10 protein-coding genes are annotated in these 19,797 nt (G+C 38.9%); 4 read left to right on the plus strand and 6 right to left on the minus strand.

Annotated features, from left to right (window positions below):
* The first annotated feature begins 251 nt into the window (after positions 1-251).
* Both FLUTA_RS16670 and FLUTA_RS16675 read left to right on the plus strand, forming a co-directional pair.
* On the plus strand, positions 252-1,829 hold the full coding sequence (locus FLUTA_RS16670) for a hypothetical protein (RefSeq protein WP_013688074.1): 1,578 nt from the start codon (positions 252-254) through the stop codon (positions 1,827-1,829).
* The gene (locus tag FLUTA_RS16675; RefSeq protein WP_083800574.1) at positions 1,756-7,038 is read left to right on the plus strand and encodes a T9SS type B sorting domain-containing protein; all 5,283 of its coding nucleotides are present in this window, start codon (positions 1,756-1,758) and stop codon (positions 7,036-7,038) included. Before FLUTA_RS16670 ends, FLUTA_RS16675 begins: the two co-directional genes overlap by 74 nt.
* 115 nt (positions 7,039-7,153) lie before the next feature.
* Here FLUTA_RS16675 and FLUTA_RS16680 read toward each other — a convergent pair whose 3' ends face one another.
* The 6 genes from FLUTA_RS16680 to FLUTA_RS16705 form a co-directional block, all read right to left on the minus strand.
* Positions 7,154-8,506: an NAD(P)-binding protein gene (locus tag FLUTA_RS16680; protein WP_013688076.1), complete on the minus strand. Its 1,353-nt coding sequence runs from the start codon at positions 8,504-8,506 to the stop codon at positions 7,154-7,156.
* Between the two features lie 73 nt (positions 8,507-8,579).
* Complete coding sequence (locus tag FLUTA_RS16685) at positions 8,580-9,494, minus strand: hypothetical protein (RefSeq protein WP_013688077.1); 915 nt, start codon at positions 9,492-9,494, stop codon at positions 8,580-8,582.
* Between the two features lie 107 nt (positions 9,495-9,601).
* Positions 9,602-10,045: a hypothetical protein gene (locus tag FLUTA_RS16690; RefSeq protein WP_013688078.1), complete on the minus strand. Its 444-nt coding sequence runs from the start codon at positions 10,043-10,045 to the stop codon at positions 9,602-9,604.
* A gap of 121 nt (positions 10,046-10,166) precedes the next feature.
* Positions 10,167-12,710 carry a T9SS type A sorting domain-containing protein gene (locus tag FLUTA_RS16695; RefSeq protein WP_013688079.1) on the minus strand — a complete coding sequence of 848 codons (2,544 nt, stop codon included), beginning with the start codon at positions 12,708-12,710 and terminating at the stop codon, positions 10,167-10,169.
* A 33-nt stretch (positions 12,711-12,743) separates the two neighbouring features.
* Positions 12,744-14,786, minus strand: a complete 2,043-nt coding sequence (locus tag FLUTA_RS16700; RefSeq protein ID WP_043023899.1) for a T9SS type A sorting domain-containing protein — start codon at positions 14,784-14,786, stop codon at positions 12,744-12,746.
* Positions 14,787-14,800: 14 nt separating this feature from the next.
* Positions 14,801-15,319 carry a hypothetical protein gene (locus FLUTA_RS16705; RefSeq protein WP_148235456.1) on the minus strand — a complete coding sequence of 173 codons (519 nt, stop codon included), beginning with the start codon at positions 15,317-15,319 and terminating at the stop codon, positions 14,801-14,803.
* Between the two features lie 367 nt (positions 15,320-15,686).
* On the opposite strand from FLUTA_RS16705, the gene FLUTA_RS16710 reads away from it, so the two are divergent.
* Both FLUTA_RS16710 and FLUTA_RS16715 read left to right on the plus strand, forming a co-directional pair.
* Positions 15,687-16,724: a hypothetical protein gene (locus FLUTA_RS16710; RefSeq protein ID WP_013688082.1), complete on the plus strand. Its 1,038-nt coding sequence runs from the start codon at positions 15,687-15,689 to the stop codon at positions 16,722-16,724.
* A gap of 111 nt (positions 16,725-16,835) precedes the next feature.
* Positions 16,836-19,793, plus strand: coding sequence for a sensor histidine kinase (locus FLUTA_RS16715; RefSeq protein ID WP_013688083.1), 2,958 nt, complete (start codon positions 16,836-16,838; stop codon positions 19,791-19,793).
* Positions 19,794-19,797 lie beyond the last annotated feature (4 nt).

Below are 19,797 nucleotides of genomic sequence, written 5' to 3' on the forward strand. Positions count from 1 at the left end.
CAGACTTTTAGTAGTTGATATATAACATTTCTAAAGTTAAGTAATTGATAACTAGAAATGTAAATTTCATTAACTCTTATCAACTATGTAATAAATTGGATTATTATAGCCAGTTTTGCAAAAAAATAATTGGAATCTTAATTGTTAATATTCGCTTGAAACGTAGAAATGAAAAACCAATACCTAGAAATGTTTACTAGCTATAGTGGATTATATAAATATAGCGTCTATAAAATAACTAATACTCTGCGATGAAAACGAAAATTCTACCAGCAAACCCGGACATGGGATGGGTCCGCTTTGCACTCTCCGTCATTCTCTTTTTATCTGTATCTTTTGCCTTTGCACAGCCAGGTAAAAGTGGGCCGGCTACAATTACGGCTCTTAATACTGTTGTGAATTGCTATAGTCCAGTTACCAATAACGTTGCTTCAGGTTCTTTGTCTGTTATTATAAATAACGCGGGAGGGAATAACTGTAATCTTGAATGTGGTGATTTGGTGATGATTTACCAAGCTCAGGGTGCTGAAATTAATGCCGTAAATTCGGATGCTTATGGAACAATCAATGCTTATAACAACTCTGGATTATATGAATTCAACTATGTAGTTTCTTTAGCAGGTACGACAGTAACTGTTCAAAATCCATGGACAAATAATTACACTGCAGCAGGGCGTGTTCAGTTAATAAAAGTTCCTTCATATACAACACTTACTGTTAATGCTGGAGCGTCTATCGTTCCATTGCTATGGCAAGATGTCGCAGGAGGAAGGAAAGGAGGAGTTGTTGCAATTCATTCTTTTGGTACTGTTACTGTAAATGGAATGATTCAAGCAACCTCTTTTGGATTTAGACCAGGAGCAACAGAGCAAAATACAAGTGCAGCTGGCGGGGGAATTGTTACTGCTTTTGTATCAACAAATTCTAGTGATGGTGCTGAAAAAGGAGAAAGTATTGCTGGTTTTGGTCCTGAGTATACTACTGGAGCATATAATCGTGGAGCACCTGCAAATGGTGGAGGTGGTGGAAATGGTCACAATGCTGGCGGCGGTGGCGGTTCTAATGGAAATAGTGGAATTGCATGGAATGGTCAAGGTTCAATGTGTACGGCTTGCCCAGGAACAGCAGCTTGGTTATTAGATCCTTATGTGATTGCTAATGGAAATGTGTTAACTACTTCATCTGGAGGAGGACGCGGAGGATATTCTTATGGCTCAAGTAATCAAAACGCACTTGCTGTTGCACCTAGTAACACGAATTGGGGAGGTGATAACAGAGACCCTAATGGTGGTTGGGGAGGTAGACCTTTAACAATTGCACCTCAAACTCGGATCTTTTTCGGCGGCGGCGGGGGAGCAGGTGATTCAAATAATGGTTCGAATGCACCAGGTGGAAGTGGTGGTGGAATTGTTTATATTATTGCTCCAAACATAGCTGGTTCAGGAAGTATTCGCTCTCAGGGAGGAGCAGCTATCAATCAAATTGCAAATAATAATGGTTCAGCGAACGATGCTCCTGCTGGTGGTGGTGGTGGTGGAACAGTTATCATTAAAGGAACTGTTGCGAATTCATTGTTGTTAGATGCTGTTGGTGGAAAAGGTGGCGATCAAGGTCCGTTAGGTACAGAAAGTGAAGGTCCTGGCGGTGGCGGTGGCGGTGGCTTTATTGCGATTACTGCTGGAGCTCCAACTCAGAATATTGCTGGAGGACAAAGTGGTATGACATTGTCGTCTTCATTAACTGAATTTGTTGAGAATGGTGCAACGAATGGGGGGGGCTGGACAAACAACAACTGTTCCAAGTACATTCATAAACTATATTGCCCCTGAAATTACAGCTACTGTCAATACACCTGTTTGTGTTGGAAATGCGATTAATTTCACAACGGTAGTTTCCATTCCTGGTGGAACTTACGCTTGGACAGGTCCAAATAGTTATACATCAACGGCAGCAAATCCTACAATTGCTAGTGCTGCTTTAACTCATACAGGTAATTATAGAGTGATTTATACAACTCCTGGAGGATGTAAGGACACCTTCATCGTTGCTTTGGTGGTAAATCCGAATCCAGTCATCAGCTTAATTGGAACGAATTTATCTTGTGCAACTCCATGTAATGGAACCATTAATGTCAATTTTACAACGAGTACAACTGCTCCATATACCTATGCTTGGAGTAATGGAGCATCTACTCCAAATCTTTCCGGATTGTGTGCAGGAAACTATTCAGTGACAGTTACGGACGCTAAAACTTGTACGGCAACAGCAAATACGACACTTACAGCTCCAGCTCCGCTTGTTGCAGCAATTGTCAAAACTAATGCAACCTGTAATAACGTTTGTAATGGAACAATTACAGTAAACGCATCTGGAGGAACGGCTGCTTATCAATACAGTTTAAATGGGGCTACAAATCAAGTGTCAAATAGTTATACTGCTTTATGTGATGGTGCTTACTCAGTAGTTGTAACAGATGCAAATAGCTGTACGGTTACTGTAAACTCAACTATTACTGAACCGACACCTCTTAATTTAGCTTTGGTTTCAACAGTTCCTGCAACATGTGGGACTAGCAATGGTTCATTAACAGTGAGTGCTACTGGTGGTACAACTTCTTATACGTATACAGTGGGTGCCGTAACTCAAGCATCTGGCACATTTACAGGTTTAACTCCAGGGATACATAATGTAATTGTTACTGATGCAAATGGGTGTACCAAAAATTTATCAGTTACTATCGTAGCAGCTAATTCTCCTGTAGCTTCTATTTTGAGCCAACAGCCGGTTAGCTGTTTTGGAGGATTTAATGGCTCTGTTATTATAGGAGTCACTGGAGGAACGGGGCCTTATACTTATTCATTGAACCCTGGACCAACGAATCAAGCATCCAATTTGTTTAGCAATTTACAGGCAGGATCTTATACCGCAAGAGTAACAGATATAAATGGGTGTTTTAATACTATTCCAGTTATAATTGTTCAACCAACACAACTTACTTATACAACAGCTTTAACAAGTACATCTTGTTTTGGAGTTTGTGATGGTCAAATTCAAATTACTCCCTCAGGCGGTACGGCTCCCTACGATTTTTCTCATGACAATGGTTTAACATTTACGCTGGCAAACCCAATTTTGAATTTGTGCGCAGGTAATATCGATGTAGTTGTTCGTGATTCGAAAGGTTGTTTAACGAACTCTACGGTTGTAATAACTCAACCAACTGCTGTTTCAGCGACTTTTGTAAAAGTAGATCCAATTTGTAATGGTTCTTGTGATGGTTCAATTACGGTAACTGCTTCTGGTGGAACACCAACGTATTCTTACAGTTTAAATGGTGCTGCTTCACAAACCTCGAATGTAATTTTGAATGTATGCGCTGGAAATCAAGATGTCGAAATTACTGATGCTAATGGGTGTACATTTGAGGTGAATCCAACATTGGTGAATCCTCCAGCAATTCAAATTGATACCCTTTCAATGACTGAATCAAATTGTGGATTCAACAACGGGGAATTAGTAGTAACAGCAACAGGTCCTAATCCAGGATTTCAGTACTCTATCAATACGGATCCATTTCAACCTTCAGGTGTTTTTCCTAACTTATTCGCAGGTGCATATCTTGTTCATGTAATGGATGATATTGGTTGTCAAGACAGTATTTACTTTGGTGTAAATGACGTTGAAATGGATGGTATTTTAATTTCTCAAGCAGATCCATTGTGCTTTGGTTCATTTGACGGAACTGTTGAGGTTACCAATGTCAATGGATTAGCTCCAATTTCTTTTGAACTAGATAACTCTGGAGCGCCTCAATCATCCGGTTTCTTTCCTAATTTGTCTGAAGGAAGTCACATTGTAACTATTTATGATGGCGGTTTCTGTGTATTTACGATTCCATTAAACTTAAGTCAGCCAGATCCAATTACATTTGATCAAATTGTTTCAAATGTGGCTTGTAATGGCGGATCTACAGGTGAAATAGAATTTACAAATGTTATTGGAGGAACGGGTGCTTATCAATTTAGTATTGATGGAGGAAATGTATTTGATGTGCCAACAACGTATTCCAATTTACCAATTGGAGGATTTGATTTAGTAGTTATGGATGTCAACGGTTGTATGGAATTTGGACATGTTGATATTGATCAATCTCTTCCAATTGAAATTTCAAACAATAAAGCAGATTTAACTTGTTTTCAAAATACCTCTGGATTTATTCAATTAGGAGCAACGGGTGGAAACGGAGGTTTTCAATATTCGATTACTGGTGGAGCACCGTTCTCCGCATCAAGTTCATTCTTTGGTTTGTCAGCACAAGTTTATAATGTTGTTGTAACGGATCAAGAAGGATGTGTGCAGGATACCACTATTACATTGATTGAGCCAGCAGATTTAATTGCAAGTGCGGTTCCAACAGATGTGTTATGTAATAATGCCTGTGATGGAATAATAATAGGAAATGCTTCTGGAGGAACAGTTTCTTACATGTACAGCGTCGATGGAGGTATTATTTTTAATGTTACAGGTACCTTCAATAACTTATGTTCAGGACCGTATGACTTAATTGTAACAGATATAAATGCATGTGCTGATACTGCGACTACAACAATTGGCTCACCAGCTGGTGTTACTCTTAGTGTAACTTTAACTCCTTCCACATGTGGAAATGCAAATGGAGAGATTGATATGAGTTTAGCAGGTGGAACAATTCCTTACACTTATAGTATCGATGCAGGAACTACTTTTGTCTCAACAAATGTATTCAATGGTCTTACAGCTAATGATTATGAACTGGAGGCAGAGGATGCGAATGGTTGTGGTGTAGATTCAATTGTTACGATTTTAAATTTAGTTTCACCAGTAATTTCTGGAGTTTATGTAACAGAGCCAACTTGTTTCAGTATTTGTGATGGTATTGCACACGTAAGTGGTACAGGAGGAACTGGGGCCTTAACTTTTGAATTGAATGGGGTAACTCAAACAGATAGTATTTTCAATGGTCTTTGTGCTGGAACTTACGATGTGGTTATATCAGACGTTAATTCTTGTACGGATACATTGAATGTGATTATTAACCAGCCAGATACTTTAACATTTACGTCACTGGGAACAAATTTGACTTGTTTCCAAAATAGCTCTGGTTCCATAGATATTACTGCTATTGGAGGAACTGCTCCGTTTGAATATTCGTATGACAATGGAGGAACATTCGTGTCTTCAAATACACTTCAAGTTATTCCTGCAGGAACTTATAATTTGATTGTTCGTGACGATCATAATTGCCAATCTATAGGGAGTCAAGTATTAACTCAACCAGGATTATTAACTGCAACACTCACCATTACAGATCCAACTTGTTTTGGATTTAACAATGGTTCCGCTGTTGCAAATACAATTGGAGGAACGCTTGCTTATACCTATCATTGGAATAATGTGGCAGGACCATCCAATACGAATTCAAATTTAACGAGTGGAAATTACACGCTTCAAATTACAGATGCAAATAACTGTGCGTTTGATACGACTTATGTAATTACTGACCCTGCTGAGTTTGTGATTGATTCAACGACACATGTAAATACTTCTTGTAATACTTTTTGTGATGGTTCAGCAACGATTTATGCGCCTGGAGGAGTTTCATTTAGCTTTGACAATGGAGCCACATTTAATCCAGCGAATACTTTAGGCGCACTTTGTGCGAATGCTTACCAAGTTCAGGCTACAAATGCTGCAGGATGTATTGCAATAAGCTCTGTGCAAATTGAACAACCACTTCCAGTTCAATTGTTTTCATCTCTTGATAGCTTGATGTGTACGGGTGATACCATTCCATTATTTGCAGTTGCATTTGGCGGAACAACACCTTACACCTACACTTGGAGTAATGGATTTGTTGGACAAACTCAAGACGTGATTCAATCGACACCTGCTATTTACACAGTTTCTGTGGCAGATGCGAATGGTTGTACAACTGCTGCACCAAACTCAGTAAATTTGACAATGCTTCCAATCTTCGCTTATTCGATCTTCGGAGATACATCCATTTGTAGCGGTAATCCAATAACCTTGTTGGTGAATGTTACAGATGGAGCTCCAACTTACACGTATCAATGGAGTACTTCAGTGAATGATACTTTGAATAATGTTACTGTGAATCCAACAGCAGCAACTCTTTATAATGTGACAATTTCAGATGTTTGTGTGACAGTTGATACAAGTATTCAAGTGAACTTGTACAGTGTTCCTACAGCTCAGTTTGTTACTTCTGATCAAGTTGGTTGTAGTCCATTAAATGTTACTTTTTCAAATGATTTAGCGATTACAAACCTTCAGAATTGTACGTGGACTTTTTCAGATGGTCAAACGTTTAATGGATGTGGAAGCATAAATGCAACATTTACAAACCCTGGTTGCTACGATGTTATTTTCACTGGTAACACAACTGATGGTTGTCCTGTAACTGGAACATTTGCATCTGCAGTTTGTGTATATGATAATCCAGTTGCAAATTTTAACCATTCTCCAAGTCTACCAACAGAATTGAATAATACGGTTCAGTTTACGAATTTGTCTTATGGTGAAACGACTTATAACTGGAACTTTGGAACTTCTTATGGAACTTCAACAATTGAGAATCCAACACATAGTTTCCATGGAGTAAGACCAGATGAGACGATCACGGTTTGTTTGACTGTTACCTCTGAGCATGGTTGTGCAGATTCAATCTGTAAAGCAATCAAGTTTTTCAGCGATTTCTTGGTTTGGGTTCCCAATACATTTACACCTGATGGAGATGAATTCAATAATGTATTCAAACCAATCTTTTCTAAAGATAGAGAGATAGACGATTACACATTAATGATCTTTAATCGTTGGGGAGAAGTGGTATTCGAATCGCACGATACTGAGTTTGGATGGGATGGAACTTACCATGCGGAATATGTTCAAGACGGTGTTTATACCTGGATGATTGAAGTGAAAGATGGGTTGAAAAATAAAAGTGAGAAGTTCACAGGACACGTGAATAAATTGCAATAGAAAATAGATGCACTAGTATAGTTTATCTAACTTAGAATATGAACCGTCTGTTTTCAAATTGAAGCAGACGGTTTTTCTTTGACGTAATATTGCGGAATTACGTCAAAGAAAAAAATCACTTGCCATTAGCTATAAATACCTTGTATTTCTCCAAAGCATGTTGACCTGAAATTACCGCACTGTTTTGAGTTTCCAAGCCTTCAGACCAACCTCCTGATAAATAAATCGAGGGAAATTGATTTACTTGTTGGTGAAGAATTGCGAGTTGGGCGATGAAATCAGTGGTGATGAGCGGATGCCAAAAACTCGTTACATGGAGTAGTTTTCCTGAGTTTTTTAATTGTTCAATTGCTTTCTGACTTGCCCAACTTTTATAGATTCCATCCAATCTTTCTGAAATCATACTGAGATTCATAGTACTTGAAACCAATTGATTGGAATTATTTGTGATGATATTCAAAAAAGCTGGTTTTTGGTTGTTTACAAAATTGGAATCTGTATGCAAAGCAATGCGAGCTTCAAAATAGGTGAGATGCTTCAATATTTCCTTGATTTCATTTAGATTTGGTTCCAATCTCATTATTTTAGCTGCTTGATCTGCATGTGTAGCAAAAAGTACAAAATCGACTAATTCCGTTTCTTCACTTCCATTGTTCAAATAAGTAACCAACCATTTGTCTTTAGATTGCATGACTTTCACAACTGGAGAACTACATTTAATTGTGACTTGATTGGAACTTATTTTTTCTCCAACCTGTTGAATTAAAGTTCCCATTCCATCCGTCATTACTTTGAATTTATTGGAAGCTTTAGGTTTTCGGAAGGCAAAGAGCTTTACGATATTTACTGCGGAGGTTGTTTTAATCTCCAGAACAGTTGTTCCAAGTGAAGCTGCTAGAAAAGGATAGATGATTTCGTTTTTATAAGATTCGTCAAACTTCAATCCGTTTACCCATGTTTCGATATTGATTCCTTTCCAAGCTTCTGGATGTTTGTACATATCATAAGCTTCTTTATTGAACCGTTTTAATTTCAATAATTTTACCAATTTTTCACCTCGAAGCTTCATTCCTAATGGAGAAACCAATACTGGTTTTTGTTCTTTTTCCCGTTGGATAAGCAAACTGGCATCCAATGTTTCGCTTTTATATGGATTTTTACCCAATGTTTTTTCTAGAAATAAAATGTAATCATCCCATGGGCCTTCTACAAAATATTGAGGGCCAGCGTCTACATTTACCAATTCTCCAGCTTTGTTTTTTACTAAAACAGTTTGTGCATTTCCTCCGAGTTTTGCTTCTTTTTCGAATAAAATAATCTTAGCTGTAGAATCAAATTGAGAAATGTAATACGCGCTGGAAACTCCAGCCATTCCACCACCAATAATTGCCACTTTTTTCTGTGCTGAAGAATAAATGGAATGTGAAACAAGAATAAGGACTAGGAGTAGTTTCGAAGTAGAAGACATGTTAGCGTTTTAATTAAAAACGGCTAAGATAGAAAGATTTTGAAAAGGGGAATATGCGATTTTAATTGCTTTTTCACCCTTTCAACTTCCCAATCTTACATCTGAAACTAAAGGCTTTGATTCCCGCTTTTGATTCTTTTTGCTGATATGAAACAGTTTCTTTCATATTTGCAGTGTCAAAACGCCAGCTCGCAATTTGATCATGGAAAACATCATCCATATCTGTTAGAAATACGGTGATTTCATCATTTTCAGAGACCAAAAACTGAAATACTCTTGGTTTTTGAGGAAATGAAATAAAGTAGCTGTTTCCTTTGTGGATATTTCCAACTTCCATATTTCCCATCTTAATTGAAAAATCCAAATCGGGAGCATCGGCACCAAAAAGTGAGTGATCCCAAGCCTGACCTTGCGCATTGAATGATTTTACTTGAATAGAATCCAAAGACAATTCGAAGAGTCTCGTTGCAGGTTTTACAAATGAAACTGGAGTAGAAAACGCGCGTTGCTTGTAAGTTGCATTAAATCCATCTTTTCCAGATAAATCTGCTTGGATAGAAATTGTTTGCTGTCCTTCGGTGAGTTTTAATGCAGCATAAGGAATAAATGAAATACAGTCAGAGTTATCTATTTCAATGGTTCCTAAAGAAATTTGCTTCTTGATTTCAATGCACTCTTTTTTACCCATTAAGAAGGAGTAACCATAAGCAGACTTCACCGAAGAGCTGTCTTTCAACATAGTTAATGTGACAGAAAGCTTAGCAGTTTTCAATGCAATATTTAGTAAACTATCGGTGTTGTATTTCTTCTGAAATGGTTTGAGATCAATGTTAGTAGTCACTTTAATTCCCTTCACGCCATTTTCCACAACATCATGCTGTACTTGAACATTCTGAATAAGATTTGTTTGGGTGTTTTGAGCAAATAGTGAAGTTTCAGCGAAATAGAAAGTCAGTAGAAGTAAGGAATGAAATATAATTTGTTTCATTTTCAACTATTTATCAATTGGAATTCAAAGGTAGAAAAAGATTGAACTTGAGGTGATCGGCAACCGATAAGAAATCATAAAAAGCACTTATTTACAATTCAATTTACTCAATAAGTATATTTAATTGCATTACACTTTTTTCCAGTAATTACAAAAGTTCCTTGGTCTAATACCATGTCATATTGGTCTTTTATAGCATAATTGAATGTTTTGGATTTGAGATTTCCAATATCCACATTTTCATATTGCATTCCAAATTGATTTGAACAATCAGGAGGGAAATCGAAAATCAGATAGGGCTCCATATTATCTCGAAAAACACCGTCAACATATAATTTTACGTCGGTGACTCCAGCATTTTGTAAATTTTGAACAGTTTGAGAATCGTGATAAAAAATAGCACTGCCTCGGAATAAACAACTTCCATTCTCTTTTTCTGCATAGACATCAAAATTTTCCGCATTTGATTCCATACACCCTTCAACAGGTTTTTCACATCCAATAATTCCCATTAAAGTGATAGATAGGAGTAGTGTTAAGCGATTTTTCATTGTAGTTATGATTTTCATTCAGAAGATAAAACAGAGTAAAAATAACTATGTTTTTTTGAATAAGGTAAAAAAGCTGTACCCATTTATGAATACAGCTTTTTTAGAATTTTAATCGTAAACTTTAATTAACTACACTTATTCGTTGAACAGAAATGGATCCGTTCGAATTGATTACAGAGATGAAATAAACTCCGCTTTCAATATTTTTTAATTCTATCATATTTTCACCACTTTCCAATTGGTGTGTTGAAACCAATTGTCCAGCAGTATTTGTAATTCGGATCAGTGCTTGTAATTCAGTTGCGATTTTAAACATTCCATTGTTTGGGTTCGGATAAACCGTAAAGAGCGGTTGAGAGATTTCATTCAATCCAACAGTTGAAATTGCCACGCAAGCAGAAGTAGCAGAACAGCCGTTTTGTGTTACAATTACTGCATAAGTTCCGTTTGCCGATGCAGTAAATGCTTGCGAAGTTGCTCCGTTAATCGGTATGTTTCCCGTTCCACAGTTGATCCATTGATAGGTTGCGCCGGAAGTCGTTGCTGAAATCGTCAATCCACTTACAGTTGTTGTTGCAACCGGAAGAGTAATAATCACATTTTGTGTTTGGGTGGAAGTGTTTCCGTTTCCATCGTTGTAAGTCCACGTTACAACCGTTGTTCCGGGAGTTGTAATTGGAAGGGTAGTGTTGTGCGTTCCCGTAATTGTTGCTGCACAGTTGTCGGTTGCAGTTGGCGCAGTTAAAGTTGTAACGGAACACTGACCTGATACGTTGGAAAGATTCGCCGTATTGGCTACCGGGGCAGTGTTGTCCGTAATAATTACATTTTGTACTTGCGTAGAAGTATTACCGTTCCCATCATTGTAAGTCCATGTTACAATCGTTGTTCCTTGTGCTGTAATTGGAAGTGTTGCGTTGTGTGTTCCTGTAATAGTTCCGGCACAGTTGTCGGTTGCAGTTGGGGCAGTTAAAGTTGTAACGGAACACTGACCTGTTACATTTGTAAGCGTTGCTGTGTTTGCAACTGGCGCAACCGCATCACCGATTGTAAGATTGATGGTGATGACAGAATCACAATTGGCTGCATTGGGAATCGTATCTGTGTATATTCCACTCACAGTATGCGTTTCATCTCCGGAAGGAACAGTATAGGAAGAGCAATCTGAAACAGCGATGGTTGAAGTGGTTGGTGAGCAAGTGTAAACATCCAGATTTGCGAGGAATAGATCACTATTTCCGGCGGATGTAATGCTGAATGCATCAAAGCCTATCGTATTTTCAAATGTACCGGTTGCAATAAGATGGTCTGTATTAGTTAGTTTCATGGAATTGATTTGATCTTGTCCGGTACCACCAAATTGTTTTGCCCACAAAAAGTTACCTGTTGGACTTAATTTTGTTAGCAATATGTCGTCACCCCCGCTTGATGTGAATGATGCAGTTCCGGATAATAGCTCCACATTTGCTGTAGAGTTGAAATAACAATTAAAAAGACAATTTCCTGCATTATCAACCGCTATATCTTTTCCATAAATAAAATCTCCTGCAGGGCTTGCTATTTTTTGTGCCCAAACGTAATTTCCATTTACATCCAGTTTGGAAGCAAATGCTTTGACTCCAGTAAAATTAGTTAACTGAACAGAACCCGGCCCAGGATCAAAATCCGTGTTAGCCGAAATAAAATATCCTCCGGTGTAAACATTTCCTGCTGCATCGATATCAATACCCTTTCCAGTTGAAGTGCTAGTCCCGCTTGCAATGTCCCTTGCCCATACAAAATTTCCTGAAAGATCAAGTTTGAGCACAAAAGCATCCTTATAACCTTGTCCCACTTGTTGTACGGATAAATTAGAAACGCCTGCGCCCGGATTGAAATCAACTAATTCGCTGAATTCTCCGGTTATATATACGTTTGAAGCATCTGTCCTTATGTCATAAGGAGTATCGAAAGTCGTTCCTCCTAAAGCTTTTGCCCAAAGGAAATTCCCATTCCCATCCAGTTTCTGAATAAATATATCCCCGGCCCCCGCATTACTATTATTGGTAAGATTAAGCGTTCCGGATCCGGGATTAAAATCAACAGAAGTTGATGTGAAAATTCCGGTTGAGTATACATTTCCAGCTGCGTCAACATCAATTGCTCGGGCATACTCAGCCTGACTATCTCCGGTTCTCTTCGCCCAACTATAAACTCCTGCAGAAGTATATTTTGCAACAAACATATCATATCCTCCCACGGAGGTCATGTTAGCAGTGCTGGCAGAAGGATCAAAATCGAGAGTAGCTCCTGCTTGGAAACCGCCTCCGATATAGACATTCGATGAAGCATCAACAGCAATGTCAATCAATCCAAGGCCACCACCTGTTATAGATTTCGCCCAGATGTAATTTCCGCTGCTCGAATACTTTGCAAAGAACATATTATTTGTACCTCCAACGGAAGTAAGGTTTGCCGTTGCAGCTGAAGGATCGAAATCTACTGTTCCTGCAAATGTTCCTGCAATATAGATATTCCCGGAAGCATCAAGTGCCATTGACGTAGATTGGTCAATCCCGGTTGATCCGGCTTTTTTTAACCATTGAGTCACTGGGTTTTGTCCGAAATAACTATGCGAAATACTTGTCATAAAGAACAACAACAATAAACGATTTGCGTGTTTCATAATAATTTAGTTATAGTATTTGAATTAGAGGGGTTATTTGATAATACTAACTCTTTGAACCGTTGATTGCCCGTTTGAATCGGTTGCTGTGAGGAAATAGATACCACTTTCAGCATTTACAAGCTCGATGATGCTTTCTCCGGGTTCCAACATTTGTGTTGAAATCAATTGCCCGGCTGTATTGGTAATTTGAATGTTTACTTGCAATTCCGTCACCACTTTAAAAGTTCCATTATTCGGATTCGGATAAACCGTAAACAGGGTTTGAGAAATCTCATCCAATCCTACAGTTGAAATTGCCACACAAGCAGAAGTAGCAGAACAGCCGCTTTGTGTTACAATCACGGCATACGTTCCATTGGCTGTTGCCGTAAATGACTGTGAAGTTGCACCGGCAATCGGAGTATTCCCTGTTCCGCAATTAATCCATTGGTAAGTTGCTCCGGATGTTGTTGCTGAAATGGTTAGTCCGCTTAAAGTAGTTGTTGAAACCGGAAGTGTTACAATCACATTTTGCGTTTGTGTCGATGTATTTCCGTTTCCATCATTGTAGGTCCAGGTTACGATTGTTGTTCCTTGGGTGGTAATTGGAAGCGTTGCATTATGCGTTCCGGTAATTTTTCCTCCACAGTTGTCTGTTGCAGTTGGAGCGGTTAACGAAGTCACCGAACACTGAGCAGTTACATTGGAAAGATTCGCTGTATTTGCAACTGGTACTGTATTGTTGTTAATGATCACATTCTGAGTCTGAGTGGAAGTATTTCCGTTCCCATCATTGTAAGTCCATGTTACAACCGTTGTTCCTTGTGATGTAATTGGAAGAGTTGCATTGTGCGTTCCGGTAATTGTTCCTGCACAGTTATCTGTTGCGGTTGGAGCTGTTAAAGAAGTGACTAAACATTGTTCCGTTACATCCGCTAAATTTGCTGTGTTTGCAACCGGGGCGGTGTTGTCTGATATAATTACATTTTGAGTCTGAGTTGACGTATTTCCGTTTCCGTCGTTATAAGTCCACGTTACGACTGTTGTTCCTTGCGCTGTAATCGGAAGTGTTGCGTTGTGCGTTCCTGTGATTGGTCCTGCACAGTTGTCCGTTGCGGTTGGTGCTGTTAAAGTTGTAACTGAACACTGGCCTGTTACATTTGTAAGTGTTGGTGTGCTTGCGACAGGTGCCACCGCATCACCAATGGTAAGATTGATGGTGATAATTGAATCACAATTGGCTGCATTGGGAATGGTATCCATATATGTTCCGCTTACACTATGTGTTTCATCTCCAGACGGAACAATATATGAGCTGCAGGCTGTGACCGAAATGGAAGAAGTGGTAGCTATGCAGTTACCTGAATATTTCGCAATGAAGCCAGAGTATGAACCTGTTCCAGTAATTTCATACACGCCGGCAGAGTAATCCATGTCAGCTTGTGTGCCGAAATCGCCCACAAGTGTAATCTCAGTACCTGCTCCGTTTATTGCCATAGCACTAGGTTTTGGACCTCCTCCGGTAATTTCGTTAACCCATACCACATTTCCAGAAGAAGTGTATTTTGCCCAAAAGCCATTGTATCCAGCACTCTGAGTCCTATTGAGAACCCCCGAAGTAATATCAAAATCAACAGTACCTCCATAAGTCCCTGCGATATACACATTAGAAGTAGCATCCGTCCGTATAGTATAAATTCCATCTTGATAAAGACTGCCAACTCCAATGGAACCGCCCCACAAGTAGTTGCCTGAACCATCGTATTTAGCGAATGCCATATCTGTATCCCCCGAATAAGAACTACTGATGTTTGCAACAGCTGGGGAAGGATCCATATCCAGGGTTCCCTGGAATTCAAATGCAACTAATACATTTCCCTGGGGATCCAGTGCAATGGATGTTGCAACATCTGTATTGTTGCCGGATAAAGCCTTTGCCCAGACATAATCACCCGCTGAACTGTATTTGGCTAAATAAACATCTGTATACGTTCCCATAGAAACCAAATTGGCGGTCCCCGAAGATGGATCTACATCTACCGTTCCCATAAAATCACCGGTAAGGAATATATCACCTGCAGCGTTTGTTTTCATTTCCCTAACCAATGTCACCCCAATGTTTTTCCCCAGATAAAAGCCCCTGAGGAAGAATATTTAGCAAGAAAAGCTGAACTGGGATTGCCTGTAACATTTGCCACGGCAGCCGACGGATCCAGATCAATGGAGGTGTTTATAACTCTGCCACTCAGGAATACATCACCGATTGGGTCAACTGCTATACAAGAAAATTGATCGGCTGCCGTAGTTCCTACTTTGAATCCCCAAACGTAATTGCCATTGGATGTCCACTTTACTGCAAAGATATCTGTTTGTCCTCCGGCAGTTGCAGTTATATTTGCCGTACCGGCGTTTGGATCCAAATCAATTGTTCCTCCAAAACTCCCGCATATAACCCCGTTGCCGTTTGCATCAATATCAAATTTAGGAGATTGCAGCATAGATTCGTTTAGATTGATTCCTCTAGCCCATAATAATGCGCCCGTAGGATCGTATTTGGCTGTTACTATGGAGCTCTTCCCGGCAAGGGAACTCAAATTTGTAACTCCTGCACCAAGATCGAAATCCACGGTTCCAGAGATTATGCATAAAGCATAGGTATTTCCCGAAGCGTCTGTTATCAGTGATGCTATATCAAGTTGCCCATTGGTAGGTGTTACTGATAAGCCATACGCCCATGTCAATGAAGGATTTTGAGAAAACAGGTTGTTTGAACCTGTAATTAGTCCAAACAGCAGAAGAGTAAGTGTGATTTTGTTTTTCATAGTATAGATTTATTCCCTGCAAATGTCTAAATCTTAAATCTCTCTATTCCTACCATAAATGAAATTTTGAGCACATTTAGAATTTATCTGTTGTGCTGAAAATTTCATTTACGGTAGCTGTTAATCTGGACGTTGCTACAACCTTTGTGATGAAATTTAAAACTGAATAATTATGAAAAAATCCATACTATCCTTACTGATTATTTGTTCGTTCGCTGCACTTAATAGCAATGCTCAGATCAGTCTTGGCGGTTTGAAAGGCAAAGTGGCTGACAAGGCCAATAAAAAGGAAAAAGCATCTGCGTCTTCAAACGAATCTGCTGCACAAACAGAAGAAGACAAAACAACACCTATGCAATATTACAATTACTTTGTAAGTATCTCTGGTACTGCATCATCCTTAATGGACAACAGATCTGGTACTAAGTATTACACGTTGAAAGATGATACCTGGGTTAGAAAGTTGTTTTACGATTCTTTGAAAACTGTTTATTTGAAAAAAGAATACAAATCATCAGATGTCTTACGAAACATCCGTGAAATCGATACTTTTTATACGATATATCCGCAGAAATTAAAGGCAACGGTATCGGATGAAAGTGTCGCAACAATGCAAAAACTTTCTCAAAATTCAAAAGAAACCCGAATGCAACCCGACTTTTTTCAACTGGCTGGGGATGGTAAAATCGCTCTCTATCATCCTGAGACCATGATTGACATGATCAATGACTATCAAAAGAAACTTCGCAAAGCTTTACTGATCATTCCCGGAGATGCTGACATTCTGAAGACTATGAACAAAACAGATTCTTTGAAAGTAGACTGCGCAGAATACCTTGCCAGCGGACAGTATTCAAAGGATTTTGATACTATAAAAGAGCTGAAATTGGATAGGATTCGCTGTCCGAAAGCTGTGAATAACGATGCGGCATGTATTGCTGCGGTCAAAAAATCCTTCTCAACTATGAAGGAAAAATTATTAAGGACCAGTATCAGCAGTACTGAATGGAAGGTAAATAGAAATTCATTCGGAACGATCACGGACAGAACCATGTTGGCGTATGTGGTATATACAAATGCGGAAGGAAAATGCTTCATCGAACAAGGACAATTATACTGCAACTATGTAGGTGGCAAATGGGAAAACCCAAAATTTCATTTCTTTGGAGGGGATGTTACTGAAATGTTGATTAAGAATGCTCAAAAATAGAACCTTATGTTATCAGAATACCCGGAGTAGTTTGTTATTCCGGGCTTTTTGTTTTTCCAATTTTTGGATTAAATCCTCCAATCCTCATTAAAACCAGTTATTTTTGGCCCAATGTTTCAGGCGATCCATCGATTTTCTTTATGTTTCATCTTTTTGCAGATCTTTTCCAACGAGCTTTCTGCGCAGGAATTACTTTTCTCCAGTCTGAATAATGAAATACAGCTTCCTTCTCAGGAATGTTACCAAATTATCCAGGATAAAAAAGGATATATTTGGTTTAGTACAGATAATGGTTTGTGCCGTTATGGTGGAAACAAACTGGAAGTTTTTGACAAGAGAAATGGACTGCCGGAAGAAAATGTTTATGCCATTTTTGAAGATAAAAGCGGAAAGATTTGGTTTGCAACTTCAAAAAACAGGATTCTCTATTATGAAAATGGAAAATTAAAGGAAGCATTGTTTAATAAGCAATATCAGGCATTTGGAACGGGAGTTTTAAAAAATTCCATCCCCGCTGCTTTGGATATGAATGATCCTGAACATTCAATGATCTCGAATTCATATTATAGTATAGAGATCAATCAAAAAAAGAACCGGGTTTCACTGATCAAAAGAGCAGCAGATGTGGAGATTGTCTATCGGTTAAAAAAAAGAAAAGGACATCCTTATTTGTCAATTCGCGGTATTGACTGGGGGGAGAACTGGAAAGAAGTGGTCGTGCTTCTTGAAAACGAAACCCACCAGAAGAAATTCAGTCTTCCCGAACTAAATAAGAAGGTTTTTCACTGGCTTACCCCTGCAAGTTTGGTTGGAAATACCGACTTTATAGGTATTCATAACCAGCTGATTCGTGTAGACTCAGAACTGAATCATACGATGCAAGCCTTTCCCGATCGCATTTTGAGTTTATACGTGGATAAATCCAATGGTTTATGGGTGGGAGTACTCAATCACGGGGTGTATTACTATCCGGATGTGAATACTATGCAATTAGGTCACCACAGTCTCCGAAATTATTCTGTAAGCGGGATTTGTGAAGATCATGAACGCGGAATTTGGTGTACCACCCTGGAAAAAGGAATTCAGTACAGCCGCAATAAGTCTTTATTGGCTTTTACTGCAACCGAAGGTCTTGGCCGAAGTGTTTCCCTATTAAAATACCTGGACGGAAATTTATATGCTTCTTCAACAGGGAATCAGCTATTTTTGAAGACCTTATCAGGAAGGCAATTCACGTCTTATTCACTGCCATTTGGGAAAGAAGTCTTTTTCTCGGATATTTTAACTTATAAAGGTCATTGGGTGCTATCCAGTAAAGAAACTATGATAGAAACCGATAAAACGTTCGGATCTGCAAAAATCATACATTATTCAATTAGCACTGCGGCAGCTTACCAGCTGGTGAAATATCGGAACAGCTTATATGGGGTGATGGGAACTTTCATCTATGAGTTGAAAGATCCGGAAATGCAGATAGAACTTATTGCCAATTATCTTCCGTTTAAGATTAAATCCGTTTTGACCCATGGAAAAGGACAGCTGCTTTTGGGCGGAGACCAAGGGGTGTTCAAATACAATCTTAACACCGGGAAACATGCCCGGATAAATGGCATCCCAGAAAAAGTGACCAGCCTTCTAAAATCCCGCACCGGAAGAATCTGGGTCATAACAGCAGATGATGATATTTATTGGATCGATGGAACTAAAGTTACTTCAGCGGGGAAACAACTGAACTTGAAAGGTGGGAACCTATATGATATTACAGAAGATCAGTATGGAACCATTTGGGTCGCCTCGAATGAAGGATTGTACCGCTTTTCAAAACAGGGAACGAACTATAAATCGTCACTTTATACGGTTCATAGCGGATTGCCTTCGAATGAAGTGTATAAAGTAGCTGCCGATAAAGAAAAGATCTGGTTCTCCACTTTTGAAGGGCTTTTTAGTCTGCCTTTAAACACAGAGCCTAAAAATGGTGTAGGGCCTTCGATTCATTTGCAGAAAATGACGGTGAATAATCGTCCTTGGAAAAGATCTCGTTTGATCAAACTGGGATATAATCAGAATGATCTGCATTTTGTGTTTGATATTCTCACTTTCAAAAATGGAGTTCTGAACAAATTGATTTATGTCTTGAATGATGGAGGTGAGAATAAGACAATGGAAGTAAACAGCAACGAGGTTTTTCTGGAGAATTTGTCTCCAGGATCCTACAAATTAGCTGTTTATGGAATAAATAATGATGGAGTGAAAAGTGCCAGTCCTGAAGTTTTCAACATCGTCATTGCAGCACCATTTTGGCAAACGGCGTGGTTTATTTCAATTGCTGTCTTGCTGTTTGCTTTTGGAATTGGTTTGTTGATTCGTTGGATTGTTGGGAATGTTCGAAAAGCGGAAGAAGCCAAAACGCTGGTCAATAAAATGATGGCTGAATACCAGATTACTGCTTTACAGGCACAAATGAACCCGCATTTTATTTTCAATGCTATCAATACGATTCAAGGATACATTCTCGGGAAAAATGAAGCCGAAGCATACGGTTACCTTGCCAAATTCAGTAAGCTGATCCGCATGGTGCTCCATAATTCTCAAATGAAGGTTTTGCGTTTGGAACGTGAATTAGAAGTCCTTCATTTGTACATCGAATTGGAACAACTGCGTTTTGACAATTGTTTTGATTATGAATTACAAATAGTAGAAGGAACCGAAATTACCGATTTTAATATTCCAGGAATGCTCTTACAGCCTTACATCGAAAACGCCATCTGGCACGGGATCGTGAATTTGGAAAACAGCAGACGCGGTAAATTAACGCTTTCCATCAATCATGCGGATGAGCGGCTGCTCCTCACAATTACAGATAATGGAGTAGGAAGGGAAAAAGCTCAGAGTTTTCGCTCAAATACACATCACAAATCGGTAGGCATGGAACTTACTGGTGAAAGACTAGAAGTGATGAATCGCCTGCATGGAGACAATATTGCCAGTGTGAAGGTGATCGATCTTTTCGACGAGGAAGGAACTCCTTCAGGAACACGAGTAGAAATAAGTATTCCGGTTAATATCTAAATGG

This window comes from Fluviicola taffensis DSM 16823, assembly GCF_000194605.1.
Lineage (GTDB): Bacteria > Bacteroidota > Bacteroidia > Flavobacteriales_D > Crocinitomicaceae > Fluviicola > Fluviicola taffensis.